Raw genomic sequence first — 16359 nt, 5'->3', positions numbered from 1 at the left:
ACCCAGCCGGGCCGCCTCCACCGCCGACCAGCACCCTTGCGTATTGGTAACCAATGAGTTACTAATAGTCCATGGACTCCTTCGCCGCGCTCGCGGACCCGGTCCGCCGGGCGCTCCTCCGCCGGCTCGCCGAGGGCCCCGCCCGGGTGGTCGACCTCGCCGCCGAGCACCCGATCAGCAGACCCGCGGTGAGCAAGCACCTGCGCGTGCTCGGCGAGGCCGGCCTGGTCTCGGCCGCCGACCAGGGCCGCGAGCGGCACTACCGGCTCGACCGGACCGGGCTCGAGCCGCTCACCGCGTTCCTCGGCGAGCTCGCCGCGCCCGCTCCACCCGTCCCCGAGCGCGCGCTCGACGGCCTCGAGCTCGAGGTCCGCCGCACCGGCCGCGACCGCCGCGCCACCGCCCGCAGCACCGACCACATCAACGACGAGGAGACCGCATGACCACCACCCCCACCCCGACCGGACGTCGCGAGCACCGCGACGGCCGCAGCTACGTCGTGCTCACCCGCACCTTCCGCGCACCGGCGGAGGACGTCTGGGCCGCGGTCACCGAGCCCGACCGGCTCGCCCGCTGGATCGGCACCTGGACCGGCGACCCGCGGACCGGATCGGTGGAGTTCCGGATGCTGTTCGAGGGCGAGCAGCCGGCGGAGACGTTCGCGATCGACGCCTGCGAGCCGCCGTACCGGCTCCGCGTCACCACCACCTCGCCGACCGCGGACGGCGGCGAGGAGAGCTGGCGGCTGGCCCTCGACCTGACGGAGGAGGACGGCACCACCACGCTGACGTTCGCCCAGGACGTGCCCGACCCGGCGGTGGCCGACAGCGTCGGTCCGGGCTGGGAGTACTACCTGGACCGGATGGTCGCGGCCGAGACCGGCGGGGACCCGGACAGCGTGCTGTTCGACGACTACTTCCCGGCCCTCCGGCCGCACTACCGCGCCGCCTTCGGCCTGCCCGACCAGCCGGCGGACGGTTCTTCTGGTTGAGTTGATGTCCGGCGGTCACATTGGGACCGTCCCAGGACGTTGCCTCGGTGCGGGAGCGTCGTTGAAGGTGAAGTAGCTCGCCTGACAGGAGGCACACCGTGCGAGACGAGGTGACGATCTACTTCGCGCTCATGTTGGGTTTCTCGATAGGCATGACCGCCTGGAGGCTCGCCGCCGCGCGTGTGAAGGTTCGGACCCAGGTCGACGTCGTACTCGGCGCGTGCCTCGTGGTGTCCGCCTACTTCTTCATGATGACAGCGCCGGCGTCCTGGCTCGCGTGACTCCCCTCGCTTCCGGCCAGGTGTCGCCTCACACGTGGCCGGCGAGCTGCCCCATCCGCGCCTCGAGGGCCGCGAGGTAGGCGTCGCGCTGCTTCGGCTTGATCGTGCTCCCCGGGGAGAGGTGGCTGCAGACCGGGAGCACGTCGATGGAGAGCTTCGCTCCGCCCGCCAGCGCCCGGAGCTCGTCGAGCCGGTCGCCGAAGGGCGTGCCGCTGCCCGGCGAGTACGACCGCACGACCGCGTCGACGTCGTCGGGGTAGAGGTCGACCTTGGTCACCACGACGACCAGCCACGTGGGCTTGGCGCGCCGCACCGCCATCGACGCGATCCGGTGGGCGGTGACCGTCCAGTCCTCGAGCTCGCGGGCCAGCTGCTCCTCGCGGTCCGCCTCGACGGCCCCGGTCGTGCCGGCCGTACGGCGCCCCGTCGCACAGCCGTTGGCGACCACGTGCAGCACCCCGTCGACGGGGTCGTCGTGGAAGACCTCGTCGAGCGCACCGAGCCGGGTCGCGGCGTTCTCGCCGGGAACGACCCGGAACCGGAAGCCGCGCAGGCGCGGGTCGCGTCGTACCCGCCGCTCCATGACTGCCGACCCCGCCTCGGGCACGCCCTCGGCCCGAGGCCGGCCGCTGAGGTGCTCGACCAACTCGCTCTTGCCGACGCCGGTCATCCCGGTGACCGCCACCGTCGGGTAGCGGTGCTGGAACACGCCGGTCAGCCGGTCGCGGCCGCGTCCGATCGCGGCCGGCACGGCGCGCAGCCCGCTGCGCCGCTGTCGGGGGTCGGTCATGCGCCCGAAGGTACCCGAGGCCCCCCGGTTGCACTTCGCGCTGCGCGGTACCACTCTTTCATTGCCGATCCTTGGAGGCCGTCATGCGGAGAACGTCCACGTCCCTCGTCGCGCTGGTCCTAGCGGCGACGTTCACCGTCGCAGGGACCGAGCCCGGTCCAGCCGGCGCCCAGCCCGCGAGCGGGGCTGCCACGGTCTCCCCGGACCGGACGAGCACCGCCGAACGCCAGGTGCCCCGACGGGTGTCGCTGACCAAGACCAGGGCGGGCTACTACTACTCGGCCTGGGGCTCCCACAACCGGGTGACGGTGACCCTCGTGGAGGGCGGCCTCAAGTTCCGTGACCCGAGGCCCACCGGCTGGGACCGGTTGGCCCGCGCCTGCACGCGCCAGCGGGTCGACCGGGGCGTCTCCGCGATCTGCCCGGTGCCGGCGGGCGTCAGCCCCGCGAACCCGTTGCTGCTGAAGCTGGAGATGCGGCTCGGCAACGACTACGTCAACACGAGCGCGCTCGGCCCGGAGTTCAAGGCCGAGGTCCTCGCCGACGCGGGCCGCGAGGTGATCCGCCTCGGCGCCGGCGACGACTGGGTCAACGGCTACCTGGGCACCGAGCGGGTCTGGGCTGGTGGCGGCAACGACTTCGTCCGCGGCGGGGAGGGCGATGACGTCCTGCACGGCGAGGACGGCAACGACGAGCTGGTCGGCCTCGAGGGCTCCGACGTGCTGTACGGCGGCCAGGGCCGCGACCAGCTCAAGTGCGGCGACGGCAGCGACGCCGGAGAGAGCGATCCCGCCGACGCCGTGCGGGCCGGGTGCGAGCGCGTGCCACCGGCCTGACCCTCAGGTCATCGCCCCCACGTCCTCGGGCGCCAGTCCGGGGAACAGCCGGGCGCGGCTGCCGCTGATCGCGGGGAACCGGTGGGACATGACCTCCCACAGCACGCTGCGGTAGTCCTGGCGCATCGCCAGGTCGCCGTCCTCGAGGTCGGCGTCGGCCAGGCCGGGCCAGGCGCCGTGCACCTTGCCGCCGGCGACCCCGGCGCCGAGGAGCAGCATCGCGTTGCCGTAGCCGTGGTCGACGCCGCCGTCGCCGTTCTCCTCCAGCCGGCGGCCGAACTCGCTGATGGTGACGACAGTGACCCGGGACGCGGCAGGTCCCAGGTCGGCGAAGAACGCCTTCAGCGCCGCCGCGAAGTGGGCGAGGTGGTCGTGCATCCAGCCGCCGTCGACACCGCCGACGCCCTCGTGCATGTCCCAGTCGCCGTAGTCGACCGCGACGACACGGGTGCCGACGTCGGCGCGGATCAGTGCGGCGGTGTTCGCGAGCACCTGGGCCAGCGGCCCTTCCGGGTAGGCGCCGAGGTGCACCGCGTTCGCCGCGTCGTCGACGAGCGGCGCGAGCGCCGTGGTCGACGCGAGCGCGAGGCGGAGGCCGTCGCCGAGGGCCGACTGGTCCTGCTGCCACATGGTGTCGAGCGAGCCGCGCCGGACGGCCTGGCGGGCGCCGAGGTCGGGGACGGCGAAGTCGGAGACCTGGTAGGCGCTGAGCGCCGGCGCCGGCCCGATCATCGAGGTCGGCAGCAGGGTCGAGCCGAGCGTGACGGCGTCCTGCGGCGCCGCCGCGGGATCCAGCCCGATCATCCGGTTGATCCAGCCGACCCGCGCGGTGGAGCCGGGGTCGGCGTCCTCCATCTCCTCCATCGCCTCGAAGTGGCTGCGGTTGGGTGCCGGCAGGCCGACGGCGTGCACGGCGCCGAACGAGCCCGCGTTCCACATCGGCAGCAGCGCGCCCAGCGCCGGGTGCAGCCCGAACCGCTGGTCGGCGCCGAGCAGCGTGCGCTCGGGCACGACGATGTTGGGGCGGTACGACGCCAGCCGGTCGTGGTCGGCGCCGCGCGGCACGACGATCGAGAGGCCGTCCGCCCCGCCCCGCAGGCTCAGCACGACCACCACGTTGCCGCCCGGCGTGCCGCCGTAGGCCACCTGCAGGTAGGCGTCGCCGACCAGTTGTGCGCCCACCAGCGCACCGGCGCCGGCGGCCGTCGTACCGAGGAACCGACGGCGGCTCAGCCGGGCTCTGCTGAAGTCGGGACATCCGCAGGCGCGGGTCGGGGACTCGGTGGTCATGGGTGGCTCCCGGGCTAGCGGTGCAGGTGGACGGGCGAGTCGAGCAGGGAGGAGAGGATGCCGCGCAGCGTCCAGTACTCCAGCGCCTCGTCCTTGGTCAGTCGGGTCGCCAGCGACTTGCCGAGCAGCTCGGCGATGCCGTCGCGGGTCGCGGCCGGCGGTGTCTGCCCGAGCACCCGGAGGCCGACGTGGTCGACGACCTTGCCGAGGGTGGCCGGCATGGTCGGCAGCAGCGAGGCCTGCTTCGGGAACCGGGCCTCCTCCGTCGGCCACCAGCGGGCAGCTAGGTCGCGGTGGATGGCGAAGCCGGTGAGCAGCCGCCCGGCGCTCGACCACGAGCGGTCGTCCTCGGGATAGCCGTCCGGCGTCGCCCACTCGTACGGCGGCTGCCCCGCCTCGCTGTACTGCCAGTACATGGCGTTGGCGAAGGAGCCGTCGCTCCGGGGCGCCTGTAGCCGGATGCCGAGCGCGCGCACCGTCGCGACGTAGTCCTCGGTGGGCGTGCGGACCTTCTGACCCGCGCCGGCTGCGAAGTCGGGATGGTCGACGAGCGCGCGCAGCGTCGGCTTGATGGCGGTTCCGTTGTCCCGGTAGGCCTGGGCGACCGCCGCGACGATCGCGGGCGAGGGCTGGTCGGAGACGAACTTCACGCACAGCCGGCGCGCGATCCGCTCGGCGGTCGCCGGGTGCCGCGCGAGGTAGGACAGCAACGCCGTCGTCGCCGCGCGGCCGTCGGCCGCGTCGTTGGCGTGGTGGAAGCCGAGGATCCGCACCGGCTGGGTGTCGTGCCAGGACTTGTCGTAGAACGCCCGGAACTCCGGGTGCCACACGTCGACGCGGTAGCCGGTCAGCATCCGGGCCGAGGCCTTGACGTGCTCCTCGGTGTAGCCGCCGTCGACGCCGACGGTGTGCAGCTCGAGCAGCTCGCGACCAAGGTTCTCGTTGGGCGAGTCCTTCGAGGAACCGGCGTTGTCGAGGTAGAGGCCCATCGCCGGGTGGGTGATCGCCGCCTGGAGCAGCTGCTCGAACGAGGTCAGCGCGTGCGCACGGATCACGCGGTCGTAGTCGGTCCGCCAGTACATCGCCTCGTCGTGGAAGAGCGCGACGTTGAGGAGGTTCGACCAGAAGTCGACCATGACCTCCTGGACCTGGCGGTTGCTGGCGATCCGGCGCGCCACCGTCCACCGGCTGAGGTCGGTCGCGACCTCCCACGCGCCGATCCGGCCGTCCCGGTCGGCCTGGAAGACCTGCTTCGGCGTCATCCGCAGCCGGGGGAACCAGGAGTCGACATCGGCGCCGGGGGCGTCGGCGACGCGGCCGGGCCGCAGCTGCTGCTCGAACCAGGCGCGAGCGCCGCCGACCCGCTTCACCTGCTTCGCCAGCGCCGGGGTGAGCCCGCCGCTGAACCGCCTCACCAGGTGCCGGCCGGCCGCGTCCAGGACGACCGGGCGCGCGGCACCGGCCGGCTCGTCGTACGTGGCGACCGGCCGGCCGCGACGGCGCGGCGGGCCGGAGCGGGACTGCGCGACGGTCACGAGAGGTCTCCAGAGGTCGAGGCCGGAGGCCCCACCGTAGGCAGTGGCCGCGTCGTACGGGCAGGGCCGCGCGGTCTCGCTCGCTGGTCCGAAGTGACTAGACGGAAGCCGGTAAATCGCAGGTGTACCTCGGATGAACGACGTAAAATTTCACCTTGTGCTGAAGATCCCCCTGCTCCGAGCGCTCTGGCTCGTCGCCGGCCTCATGCTGCTCGGGCACGTGGTGGTCCTCTACCTGTACGTCGAGCACGGGGTGAGCCGCGACTGGGGCATCCCGCGCCACTTCGACCTCAACGCCGAAGCCAACCTCGCGGCCTGGTTCCAGGCGCTGCCGCTCCTCCTCGCCTCGCTGGTGACGCTCGGGCTCGCGATGCACTACCGCGCTCAGCGCGCGCCGCTCGCCGGCCGCTGGGGCGTGCTGTCGGGCCTGTTCCTGCTGATGTCGGTCGACGAGCTCGCCCAGCTGCACGACCTCTTCACCGGCCCGCTGCGGCGCCGGCTCGACCTCGACTTCGGCATCCTCTACTTCACCTGGCTGCTGCCGGCTGTGGTCTTCCTCGCCTTCGCCGCCTGGTACTTCCTCCCGCTCGTCCGCTCGCTGCCCCGGACGATCTCGCTGCGCCTGGTCGTCTCGATGGTCGTCTACTTCGGCGGCGCCGTCGTGGTCGAGATGCTGAGCGGGGTCGTCGCCGAGAGCGGCCGGCGGTCCACGCCGTACCTCATCGTCCAGACGTTCGAGGAGACCTGCGAGATCGTGGGCCTGCTGCTGGCGCTGGGCACCCTGGTGCGGATGCTGCACCTGGTCCAGCCGCGGATGGCCATCGAGCTGCTGGGGCCGAGCGGCACGTTCGCGATCGCTCCCGCAGAGCGCCGTCCGGGCGCCTCGGGCGACGGGACGGCCACGCGAGGACCGGCTGCCGAGCGGCTACCCTGACCCGCATGGCGGCCGACCGGGACCAGATCCTCGAGACCATCCAGCGCTACGTCGACCTGGTCGGCAAGGGAGCCGCGGACGAGATCCTCGCCCTCTACGCCGACGGAGCAACCGTCGAGGACCCTGTCGGCAGCGAGGTGCGGACGACTCCGGAGTCGATCCGCGAGTTCTACGCCTCGATCGAGCCGCTGGAGCAGGAGAGCCGGCTGGTCTCCGCGCGCATCGCGGACGGACAGGCCGCCTTCCTCTTCGAGCTGGTCACCCGGGTCGGCGACCAGACCTACACGCTCGCGCCCATCGACGTGATGACGTTCGACGACGACGCCCGGATCACCAGCATGCGGGCGTTCTGGAGCAACGACGACATGCAGGTCGGCTGATCCCCCGCTGACACCGGCTGACACCGCCCACACGCGGGCTCACCGTTCCCCCGCTCGGGGTCCTATCGTTGGTCCTACCGGCGCGCACCACCCGCGCGCGCCGGTCACGACGCGCCACACCACCCCCGTGGCTCAACAGAAAGTGGACCCCACCCATGTCCGAGCACAGCACTGCCGTCGACCACCTCGAGCACGACCTCGAGCACGAGCAGGTCGTCTTCGCCAACGATCCCGCCAGCGGCCTCCGGGCGATCATCGCGATCCACTCCACGGCCCTCGGGCCCTCCCTCGGCGGCACCCGCTTCTACCCGTACACCTCGACCGCCGCCGCGCTGACCGACGTGCTCGCGCTCTCCCGCGGGATGTCCTACAAGGCCGCGGTCACCGGCCTCGACCTCGGCGGCGGCAAGGCCGTCATCATCGGCGACCCGGCAGCCCTGAAGACCGAGGCCCTGCTGCGTGCCTACGGCCGGTTCGTCGAGTCGCTGGCCGGCCGCTACATCACCGCGTGTGACGTGGGCACCTACAGCGAGGACATGGACGTCGTCGCCCGCGAGTCCGCGCACGTCACCGGACGCACCGAGGCGCACGGTGGTGCGGGCGACAGCAGCGTGCTGACGGCGTACGGCGTCTTCTGCGGCCTGCGTGCCGCCGCCGAGTCGGTCTGGGGCGACGCCGACCCCGCCGCGGTGCTCGCCGGCCGCACCGTCGGCGTCGCGGGCGTGGGCAAGGTCGGGCGGCACCTGGTGGGCCACCTGGTCGAGGTCGGTGCCGAGGTCGTCGTCACCGACGTCTCCGCTGCCGCGGTCGACCGCGTGCGCGACGAGCACCCGACCGTGCGCGTGGTGGAGTCGAGCGAGGCCCTGGTCGCCTCCGAGCTCGACGTCTACGCCCCGTGCGCGCTCGGCGGCGCGCTTACCGACGAGGTCGTCGCGACCCTGAGCGCCCGCATCGTGTGCGGCGCCGCCAACAACCAGCTGGCCCACCCCGGCGTCGAGAAGCTGGTCGAGGACCGCGGGATCGTCTACGCGCCGGACTACGTCGTCAACGCCGGTGGGCTGGTCCAGGTCGCCGACGAGCTCGAGGGGTTCAGCTTCGAGCGCGCCAGGACCCGGGCCGCGCGGATCTACGAGACGACCCGCAACGTGCTCGAGCGCGCGCGCACCGAGGGTGTGCCGACCGCGACCGCCGCCGACCGGGTGGCCGAGCAGCGGATGCGCGAGATCGGCCGACGCGCCATCTGGCTGCCCTGAGGGAAGGTCACAACGTCAGCGTGGCGCTCCGAAGGTGCGTCACGCTGGCGGCGGGACCGTCAGTCTCGAGGGGTGTAGTCAGACCACTCGTCGAGATCCTCGACGGGGTCCGGCGACGAGTCGGCCTCGCCATGGAGCTCTCGCGCCAGGGCACTGAGGTCAGTCTCGTGAGTGCGGTACTTGAGGTCGCGCGCGACCTTCGTCTGCTTGGCTTTCGCTCGGCCGCGGCCCATAGGGTCCAGCCCCCTCGCACACTTGGCCGGGACGACCAGGCGTCCCGGACTGCTGATAGCTAGTCTCGTGGGGTCAACGCTACCTGCTCGGTGGCTGTTCCTGCACACCGGAATCGAGTTCTGGTGGGAACTGTCCGCCAAATCACCTTGGCGGTCACCAGTCGCGGTGCTGCCCGACGAGTTCGACGGTGCCCTGCTGCTGGGGGTCGACGTCCACCTGGCCGGCCACCCAGGAGACGATCCCGAGCTCGGCCAGCCGGGCCAGGGCGTCGTCCACGGAGTCGGGGTGGGTCAGGGCGACCATGCCGACCCCGCAGTTGAGCGTGGCCTCCAGGTCGGGCTGGCTGACGTCGCCGAGCTGCCGCACCAGGTCGAAGACCGGGGCCGGCTGCCAGGTGGACCGGTCGAGGGTCGCGCGGAGCTCCACGGGCATCACCCGGGCCAGGTTGGTGGCCAGTCCGCCACCGGTGACATGGGCCATCGCGTGGGTCCGGGTCTCGCGCGCGAGCGCCAGCCCGGCCTTGGTGTAGATGCGGGTCGGCTCGAGCAGCTCCTCCCCCAGCGTGCGGCCGAGCTCGTCGACGTGGCGGTCGACCGACCAGCCGGCCTGGGTGAAGAACACGTGCCGGGCCAACGAGTACCCGTTGGAGTGCAGGCCGCTGGAGGCCATCGCGATCACCACGTCGCCGGGGCGCACCCGACCGGGGCCGAGCAGCGCGTCGGCCTCGACCACGCCGGTGGTGGCGCCCGCGACGTCGTACTCGTCGGGGGCGAGGAGCCCCGGGTGCTCGGCGGTCTCGCCGCCGACCAGCGCGCAGCCGGCCTCGACGCATGCCTCGGCGATGCCCTTGACGATGGCGGCGATCCGCTCGGGCACGACCTTGCCGGTCGCGATGTAGTCGGTCATGAACAACGGTTCGGCACCGCACACGACGAGGTCGTCGACGACCATGCCGACCAGGTCGAAGCCGATGGTGTCGTGCTTGTCCATCATCTGTGCCACGGCGACCTTGGTGCCGACGCCGTCGGTGGAGGTCGCCAGCAGCGGTCGCTTGTACGACGTCAGCGCGCTCGCGTCGAACAAGCCCGCGAACCCGCCGAGCCCGCCCACCATCTCCGGGCGCCGGGCCTTCTCGACCCACGTCTTCATCAGGTCGACGGCCTTGTCGGCCGCATGGATGTCGACGCCCGCCTGGGCGTAGGCGTTCGGCTGCTCGGCGGTCACCGGTCTCCTAGGGGTTGTTGAGGACAGGCAGCGCCCGGCCCATCGTCGGGGACTGCAGGCTGACCTCGAGGAGGTGCTTGCCGAGGAGGCTCTCGTCGGGCAGCGGGATCGGGTAGTCGCCGGTGAAGCAGGCGGTGCACAGGCTCGTCTGCGGCTGCCCGGTCGCCGCGACCATGCCCTCGAGCGAGATGTAGCCGAGGCTGTCGGCGCCGACGCTGGCAGCGATCTCGTCGACGTCGAGGCCGTTGGCGATCAGCTCGGCGCGGGTCGCGAAGTCGATGCCGTAGAAGCACGGCCACTTCACCGGCGGGCTCGAGATCCGCACGTGGACCTCGAGCGCACCGGCCTCGCGGAGCATCCGGATCTGGGCACGCTGGGTGTTGCCGCGGACGATCGAGTCGTCGACGACGACGATCCGCTTGCCGCGGATCATGTGCTCGAGGGCGTTGAGCTTGAGCCGGATGCCGAGCTGGCGCAGGGTCTGGCTGGGCTGGATGAACGTGCGGCCGACGTAGGCGTTCTTGACGAAGCCCTGCCCGAACGGGATGCCGCTCTCCAGCGCGTAGCCGGACGCGGCCGGGGTGCCGGACTCGGGCACCGGGATCACCAGGTCTGCCTCGACGGGGAACTGGCGGGCCAGCTCCCGGCCCATCTCCACCCGTGCCTCGTGCACGCTGCGGCCGGCGATGTGGGCGTCGGGCCGGGCGAGGTAGACGTACTCGAACACACAGCCCTTGCGCTGCGGCTCGGCGAACTTGTAGGACCGCAGGCCGCCCTCGTCGATGACGATCAGCTCGCCGGGCTCCACCTCGCGCACCACGCTCGCGCCGATGGTGGCGAGCGCGGCGCTCTCGCTGGCGACGACCCAGCCGCGGTCGAGCCGGCCGAGCACCAGCGGGCGGATGCCCTCGGGGTCGCGCGCGGCGTACAGCGTGTCCTCGTTCATGAAGACGAAGCAGAACGCGCCCCTGACCTTGGGCAGCAGCTCCAGCGCGCGGGCCTCGAGCGACTGATCGGGGTGGTGCGCGAGCAGCGCGGTGACCAGGCTGGTGTCGTTGGTCGACGTCTCGAGGTCGCGGGCGTGGATGTCGAGCTCGCCCTCGTCGGTCGGCAGGTCGTGGACCATCTGCTGGAGGTCCGCGGTGTTGATCAGGTTGCCGTTGTGGCCCAGCGCGATCGAGCCGCTGCCGGTCGGCCGGAACGTCGGCTGCGCGTTCTGCCAGGTGCTCGCGCCGGTCGTCGAGTAGCGGCAGTGGCCGACCGCGAGGTGGCCCTGGAAGGAGTCGAGGGTGGTCTCGTCGAACACCTGCGAGACCAGCCCCATGTCCTTGTAGACGAGGATCTGGCGGCCGTTGCTCACCGAGATGCCGGCCGACTCCTGGCCGCGGTGCTGGAGCGCGTACAGACCGAAGTAGGTCAGCTTCGCGACGTCCTCACCGGGGGCCCAGACACCGAAGACTCCGCACACGTTCCAGGAGTCTAACGGCCCCGGCGTCGTACGCCGGATTCGTCGTCGGCGTGGGATGGCCCACTCCGGTCGGGGCGGAATCAAGAGACTCCGTGTTGTGCCCGCTACCCGGGTGGCGACCACCCGGGTAGTAGCAGCAACTCCCAGCTACATGATTCCCGCCGCCGCCTCGGCGCCCAGGTTGCGGAGCATGAGGGCCTCGGCGACGAGGACCTTCTCGAACTCGGCGAGGTGGAGGCCCTCGTTGGCGCCGTGGGCGCGGGTGTCGGGGTCCTCGACGCCGGTGACGAGCACGCTGGCGCCGGGCATGGCCTCGAGGAACTCGGCGATGAACGGGATCGACCCGCCGACGCCCATGTCGACCGGCTCGGTGCCGTCCCAGGCCTCGGTGAAGGCGGAGCGGGCGGCGTCGTACGCCGGACCGGTGACGTCGAGCGCGATCGGCTCGCCGGTGTCGACGACGTCGACGGTCAGCTGGGCGCCCCAGGGGACGTTCTTCTCCAGGTGGCGGCGCAGGCAGTCGATGGCGTTCGCGGAGGTCTCGCCGGGGGCGGTGCGCAGGGCGAGGCGGGCGCGGGCAGCCGGGATGAGGGTGTTGGAGGAGCCGTCGACCTTCGGGGCGTCGAGCCCGATCACCGACAGCGCGGGCTGGGTCCAGAGCCGCTCCACCTTGGGGCCGGAGCCGATCCACTGGACGCCGGGAGCGATGCCGGACTCGAGGCGGAGCCGGTCCTCGGGGTAGTCGACGTCGGCGGCCGGGCCGCTGGCCAGGCCCTCGACGAGCAGGTTGCCGTCGTCGTCGTGGAGCGAGGCGATGAGGCGGGACAGGGCGAGGAGCGAGTCCGGCACGAGACCGCCCCACATGCCCTGGTGGACCGCGTGGGACAGCGTGCGGACCTCGACGTTGACGCGGACCAGGCCGCGGAGGCTGGTGGTGAGCGCGGGCACGCCGATGTCCCAGTTGCCGGAGTCGGCGATCACGATGACGTCGGCACGGAGCTCGTCGAGGTTCTGCTCGAGCAGCTGCGGCAGGGTCGCGCTGGCGACCTCCTCCTCGCCCTCGATGAACAGCCGGACGGTCACCGGCAGCTCGTCGCCGAAGACCCGGAGCGCGGCGACGTGGGTCATGATCCCGGCCTTGTCGTCGGCCGCGCCGCGGCCGTAGAGCCGGCCGTCGCGCTCGGTCGGCTCGAACGGCGCGCTGTCCCAGTCGGCGGGGTCGTTCTCGGGCTGGACGTCGTGGTGCGCGTAGAGCAGGACGACGGGCGCGCCCTCGGGGCCACGCTTCTCGCCGATGACCGCGGGCGGCGCCCCGTCGTACGCCCGCACGATGCGCGCGTCGACGCCCTCGGCGCGGAACAGCTCGGCGGTGCGCTCGGCGCTGCGCTCGACCTCGTCGAGCCGCTCGGGGTCGGCGCTCACCGACGGGATGCGGACCAGGTCCTCGAGGTCTTCGCGGACGCCGGGCAGTGCTTCTGCGACGCGGGATCGGATCTCGTCACTCGTCATCGTCATGCTCGTCAACCTATCCCCGCGGCCGGGCACGTCCCTAGTCCAGGGGGAGGTACGGCGAGAGGTCGGTGCGCTCGCCGCTCGCGTGCACCCGGCCGCCGGCGAGTGCGTCGGGCCAGGCCAGCGCGCCGGTGGCGAGCGCGACCCAGGTCTCGGCGTCGGTCTCGATCACCGCGGGCGGGGTGCCGCGCGTGTGGCGGACCCCCTCGACGACCTGGACGGCGGCGTACGGCGGCACCCGGACCTCGACCGACCGGCCGGGGGCCCGCTCCTCGAGGAGGGCGAGGAAGTGCTTGGTGAGCAGCCGCAGGTCGGTGTGCTCCGGGCTTCCGGCAGCCACGCGCGCACGGGCGTCGGCGACGTCGGCGGGGTCGGCGGGGCGGAGTCGGGAGGCCACGTTCGTGAGCCTACAAACGAGGGCCGACGCGCGTCGTACACAATGTGGCCCATGCGTGCACGTGCCGTCACCGGGATGACTCTCCTCCTGCTGTCCCCGTTGCTGGCCTCGTGCGGCGACGACGAGGACACCACCAAGCCCGGGGACGTCATCCGCGCCCAGGTCGACGACCAGTTCAAGAAGGGCACCGAGGCGACGGTGGTGCTGCCGACCGGCCGCCTGCTCATCACGGCGGCCGAGCCCGTCGACTCCGCCGGTTCGGACGAGACGCGGGCCCGGGAGAACGTCGAGGCGCCCTCGGGCGCGGTGCTGGTGCCGATCACCTGGCAGTACGACCCGTGGGCCTCCAACCGGCTCGACGGCGTCTTCGACACCGACGACACCCCGATCATCGACCTGGTCAGCGAGGGCGAGGCCTACCGGCTGCCGCCGCCGGACGACGGCTCGGAGGCGGGCGAGTCGTTCTACGTCGTCGTCGACGGCGACGGCACGGACCGCACGCTGGAGCTCGAGTTCGACGGCGTCGTGCAGTCGGTCGACCTCAAGAACGGCGACGTCGAGGCCGGGGGCGCCCAGGGCCTCTACGACATCGCGGACAAGCGGCTCAAGCCCGAGCCGTGCGACGACGCCGGAAAGTGGTTCGACACGAAGCTCGCGACCGTGGAGTTCGGCTGCGACATCGTGGGCCCGGTCCTGACGCCGTACGCCGGCGGCGAGTGGGCGCCGGACGGCCGGCTCTTCATGGTGCTGACGCTGTCGACCGAGCTGCGGTCCTACACCCTGACCAACGGCCTGGGCGGCGCTGCCCGCTACGCGGCGGGCACCGTGAAGGTGAAGGCCACCCTCGACGGCTCGACCCCCGTGAGCTCGGTCTCCAACGACGACGGCACCGACGCCTGCCCGATCCCCGCCTCGGCCGTCTGCGGCTGGTCGAAGCACCTGATCTTCGAGGTCCCGGCCAAGGACAGCGAGCAGGGCCCGCTCACGACCGAGGTCTCCTACGGCCTGGTGCTCGGCTCCGCCTTCGGCGAGTTCGACCCGCCGAACCGGCAGAAGGTCGACGCCGAGGAGGAGATCAAGCTCTGGGAGAAGTGAGCACGTCCGCGACCACGGACAAGCCGGTCGCCACCTCGGCGAACGACGTGCTCAGCGGGGACAGCCCGATCCGCAGGCCCGACGGCGGCCGGAAGTCAGGGATGACGCTTCGCTCCCACAGCTCGACCGTCACGGCGCGGAAGTCGGGGTGCTCGAGCGTGATGTGGCTCCCCCGCACCTCGGGGTCGCGCGGCGAGGCGAGCCGCACCCCGTGGCCGGCGAGCAGCTCGTCGGCCACCTCGACGGCGAACGCCGTGAGGGCTGTCGACTTCCGCCGTACGGCGGCCATCCCGGCCCGTTCGATCAGCGCCAGCATGTCCCGCATCGGCAACATCCCGACGATCGGTGGTGTCCCGCTGATGAGCTGCCGGACGCCGTCCGCGGGCTGGTAGTGCTCGGCCATCGCGAACACGTCGGCCGCGCCCATCCAGCCCTGCACCGGCTGGCGGAGCCGGCCCTGGTGTCGCTCGGCGAGGTAGGCGAACGCCGGGGCGCCCGGGCCGCCGTTGAGGTACTTGTACGTGCAGCCGACCGCCAGGTCGACCTCGTGCGCGTCGAGGGTCAGCTCGACCGACCCGACCGAGTGGCACAGGTCCCACAGCACGAGCGCGCCGGCCTCGTGGGCGACCTGCGTGATCGCAGCGACGTCGGCGATCTGGCCCGACTTGTAGGCGATGCCGCTGAGCAGCACCAGCGCGGTCCGCTCCGAGACGACCGCCCGCACTTGGTCGGCGGTCACGGTGCCGTCCCGGTCGGGCGTGACCCACCGCAGCTCCAGTCCGCGCTCGGCCGCGACCCCCTCGACCACGAACCGGTCGGTGGGGAAGTTGTCGGTGTCGACGACGACCTCCGTGCGACCCGGATGGTCCCGCACCTGCGCGTCGACCGCCGCCCGCACCAGCTTGTAGAGCAGCACCGTCGTCGAGTCGGCGACCACCGTCTGCCCGGCCGTGGCCCCGAGGCAGACCCGCCCGATCGTGTCGCCGAGCTCGGTCGGCGCCGCCATCCACTCCTCGTCCCACGCCCGGATCAACCGGTCGCCCCACGCCCCGTCCACGAAGGACGCCAACCGCTCCCGCGTCGCCCGCAGCGGCCGCCCCAGCGAGTTGCCGTCGAGGTAGGCCACCACCCCCTCGGTCCGCACGAAGGCGTCGAGGTACGACGCGAGCGGGTCGGCGGCGTCGAGCTCGGCGGCGCGCTGGGCGATAGTCCCTGACGAAAAGCACCCGAATTCGCCCGAATCAGGTGCTTTTCGTAAGGGACTATCGCCCTCCGGCGCTATCACGGCATCCCGATCTCGGTCCGCACCGTGATCAGCTCGGGGAAGAAGGTGAGGTCGAGGGCGCGGCGGAGGAACGAGACGCCGGAGGAGCCGCCGGTCCCGGTCTTGTAGCCGATCGTCCGCTGCACGGTGCGGAGGTGGCGGAACCGCCAGAGCTGGAAGGCGTCCTCGAGGTCGACCAGGTCCTCGGAGGTCTCGTAGAGGTCCCAGTAGCGGGAGGTGTCCTCGTAGACCTGGCGGAACACCTCGACCAGGCCGGGCTGCTCGACCCACGGCTTGCTCACGTCGCGCTCGAGGACAGCGGCGGGGACGGGGAGCCCGCGGCGGGCGACCAGGCGGAGGAACGCGTCGTACACGGTGTGGCCGGTGAGGGCGTCCTCGAGGAACTCGTGCGCGGCCGGGTCGCCCGCGAACACCTTGAGCATCTGCGGGTTCTTGTTGCCGAGCAGGAACTCCACGGCGCGGTACTGCACGGACTGGAAGCCCGACGCCGGTCCGAGCACGTCGCGGAACTCGGCGTACTCGCTGGGTGTCAGCGTCGCCAGCACCGACCACTGCTCGGTGATCGTGCGCAGGATGTGCTTGACCCGGGCCAGGCTCTTGCGTGCCCGCGCGAGGTCGTCGGCGTCGAGGAAGCCGCGGGCGCCGACCAGCTCGTGCACCATCAGCTTCAGCCAGAGCTCGGTGGTCTGGTGCTGGATGACGAAGAGCAGCTCGTCCGGGTGGGGCGGGTCGCTCAGCGGGTGCTGCGCTGACAGCAGGGTGTCGAGGTCGAGGTAGCCCGCGTAGTCCAGCGTCCCCGAGAAGTCGGTGCGCACGCCGGGCTCGAGCGGCCGGTAGCCCTCCTCGATCGACAC

The 16359-nt window shown here is 72.2% G+C and carries 18 protein-coding genes; 8 read left to right on the top strand and 10 right to left on the bottom strand.

Annotation, left to right across the window (positions count from 1 at the left end):
- Positions 1 to 71 precede the first annotated feature (71 nt).
- The 3 genes from DJ010_RS19975 (at position 72) to DJ010_RS22175 (ending at position 1272) form a co-directional block, all read left to right on the top strand.
- A complete protein-coding gene (locus DJ010_RS19975; protein WP_109697089.1) occupies positions 72 to 443 on the top strand; it encodes an ArsR/SmtB family transcription factor in 372 nt (123 codons plus the stop codon).
- Positions 440 to 991: an SRPBCC family protein gene (locus DJ010_RS19970; protein ID WP_109697087.1), complete on the top strand. Its 552-nt coding sequence runs from the start codon at positions 440 to 442 to the stop codon at positions 989 to 991. The genes DJ010_RS19975 and DJ010_RS19970 overlap by 4 nt, the downstream gene beginning before the upstream one ends.
- Positions 992 to 1101: 110 nt before the next feature.
- Entirely contained in the window at positions 1102 to 1272 is a 171-nt protein-coding gene (locus tag DJ010_RS22175; RefSeq protein ID WP_158283077.1) for a hypothetical protein, read from the top strand.
- Between the two features lie 28 nt (positions 1273 to 1300).
- Here DJ010_RS22175 and DJ010_RS19960 read toward each other — a convergent pair whose 3' ends face one another.
- Complete coding sequence (locus DJ010_RS19960; protein WP_109697084.1) at positions 1301 to 2062, bottom strand: GTPase domain-containing protein; 762 nt, start codon at positions 2060 to 2062, stop codon at positions 1301 to 1303.
- A gap of 83 nt (positions 2063 to 2145) precedes the next feature.
- On the opposite strand from DJ010_RS19960, the gene DJ010_RS22965 reads away from it, so the two are divergent.
- Entirely contained in the window at positions 2146 to 2898 is a 753-nt protein-coding gene (locus DJ010_RS22965; RefSeq protein WP_109697082.1) for a calcium-binding protein, read from the top strand.
- Positions 2899 to 2901: 3 nt separating this feature from the next.
- On the opposite strand, the gene DJ010_RS19950 is transcribed toward DJ010_RS22965, so the two are convergent.
- Positions 2902 to 4188, bottom strand: a complete 1287-nt coding sequence (locus DJ010_RS19950; RefSeq protein ID WP_109697080.1) for a DUF1501 domain-containing protein — start codon at positions 4186 to 4188, stop codon at positions 2902 to 2904.
- A gap of 14 nt (positions 4189 to 4202) precedes the next feature.
- Entirely contained in the window at positions 4203 to 5723 is a 1521-nt protein-coding gene (locus DJ010_RS19945) for a DUF1800 domain-containing protein (RefSeq protein WP_158283076.1), read from the bottom strand.
- A 157-nt stretch (positions 5724 to 5880) separates the two neighbouring features.
- On the opposite strand from DJ010_RS19945, the gene DJ010_RS19940 reads away from it, so the two are divergent.
- The 3 genes from DJ010_RS19940 (at position 5881) to DJ010_RS19930 (ending at position 8290) form a co-directional block, all read left to right on the top strand.
- Positions 5881 to 6657: a DUF8692 domain-containing protein gene (locus DJ010_RS19940; RefSeq protein WP_109697076.1), complete on the top strand. Its 777-nt coding sequence runs from the start codon at positions 5881 to 5883 to the stop codon at positions 6655 to 6657.
- A 5-nt stretch (positions 6658 to 6662) separates the two neighbouring features.
- Complete coding sequence (locus DJ010_RS19935; RefSeq protein WP_109697075.1) at positions 6663 to 7037, top strand: nuclear transport factor 2 family protein; 375 nt, start codon at positions 6663 to 6665, stop codon at positions 7035 to 7037.
- Positions 7038 to 7192: 155 nt separating this feature from the next.
- Positions 7193 to 8290 (top strand): Glu/Leu/Phe/Val family dehydrogenase, encoded by a 1098-nt coding sequence (locus DJ010_RS19930; protein WP_109697073.1) that lies wholly within the window; start codon positions 7193 to 7195, stop codon positions 8288 to 8290.
- A gap of 59 nt (positions 8291 to 8349) precedes the next feature.
- Here DJ010_RS19930 and DJ010_RS19925 read toward each other — a convergent pair whose 3' ends face one another.
- From DJ010_RS19925 to DJ010_RS19905, 5 genes are all read right to left on the bottom strand, one after another.
- Positions 8350 to 8523: a DUF3073 domain-containing protein gene (locus DJ010_RS19925; RefSeq protein WP_109697071.1), complete on the bottom strand. Its 174-nt coding sequence runs from the start codon at positions 8521 to 8523 to the stop codon at positions 8350 to 8352.
- 154 nt (positions 8524 to 8677) lie between these two features.
- Positions 8678 to 9748: a phosphoribosylformylglycinamidine cyclo-ligase gene (purM, locus tag DJ010_RS19920; RefSeq protein ID WP_109697069.1), complete on the bottom strand. Its 1071-nt coding sequence runs from the start codon at positions 9746 to 9748 to the stop codon at positions 8678 to 8680.
- 7 nt (positions 9749 to 9755) lie between these two features.
- The gene (purF, locus tag DJ010_RS19915; protein WP_342769513.1) at positions 9756 to 11216 is read right to left on the bottom strand and encodes an amidophosphoribosyltransferase; all 1461 of its coding nucleotides are present in this window, start codon (positions 11214 to 11216) and stop codon (positions 9756 to 9758) included.
- Positions 11217 to 11363: 147 nt separating this feature from the next.
- Positions 11364 to 12731: a dipeptidase gene (locus DJ010_RS19910; protein ID WP_109697067.1), complete on the bottom strand. Its 1368-nt coding sequence runs from the start codon at positions 12729 to 12731 to the stop codon at positions 11364 to 11366.
- 34 nt (positions 12732 to 12765) lie between these two features.
- A complete protein-coding gene (locus tag DJ010_RS19905) occupies positions 12766 to 13125 on the bottom strand; it encodes a sterol carrier family protein (protein WP_109697065.1) in 360 nt (119 codons plus the stop codon).
- 51 nt (positions 13126 to 13176) lie between these two features.
- Between DJ010_RS19905 and DJ010_RS19900 the strand changes: the two genes are divergently transcribed.
- On the top strand, positions 13177 to 14220 hold the full coding sequence (locus DJ010_RS19900; RefSeq protein WP_109697063.1) for a hypothetical protein: 1044 nt from the start codon (positions 13177 to 13179) through the stop codon (positions 14218 to 14220).
- Here DJ010_RS19900 and DJ010_RS19895 read toward each other — a convergent pair.
- Both DJ010_RS19895 and DJ010_RS19890 read right to left on the bottom strand, forming a co-directional pair.
- Positions 14201 to 15364, bottom strand: coding sequence for a kynureninase (locus tag DJ010_RS19895; RefSeq protein WP_245927739.1), 1164 nt, complete (start codon positions 15362 to 15364; stop codon positions 14201 to 14203). The two genes, DJ010_RS19900 and DJ010_RS19895, sit on opposite strands and share 20 nt — an antisense overlap.
- Positions 15365 to 15501: 137 nt before the next feature.
- Positions 15502 to 16359 carry a tryptophan 2,3-dioxygenase gene (locus tag DJ010_RS19890; RefSeq protein ID WP_109697061.1) on the bottom strand — a complete coding sequence of 286 codons (858 nt, stop codon included), beginning with the start codon at positions 16357 to 16359 and terminating at the stop codon, positions 15502 to 15504.

This window comes from Nocardioides silvaticus, assembly GCF_003160695.1.
GTDB lineage: Bacteria > Actinomycetota > Actinomycetes > Propionibacteriales > Nocardioidaceae > Nocardioides > Nocardioides silvaticus.
Note: the sequence above shows the minus strand (reverse complement) of the source record. Positions and strands in the feature narration are given on the sequence as shown.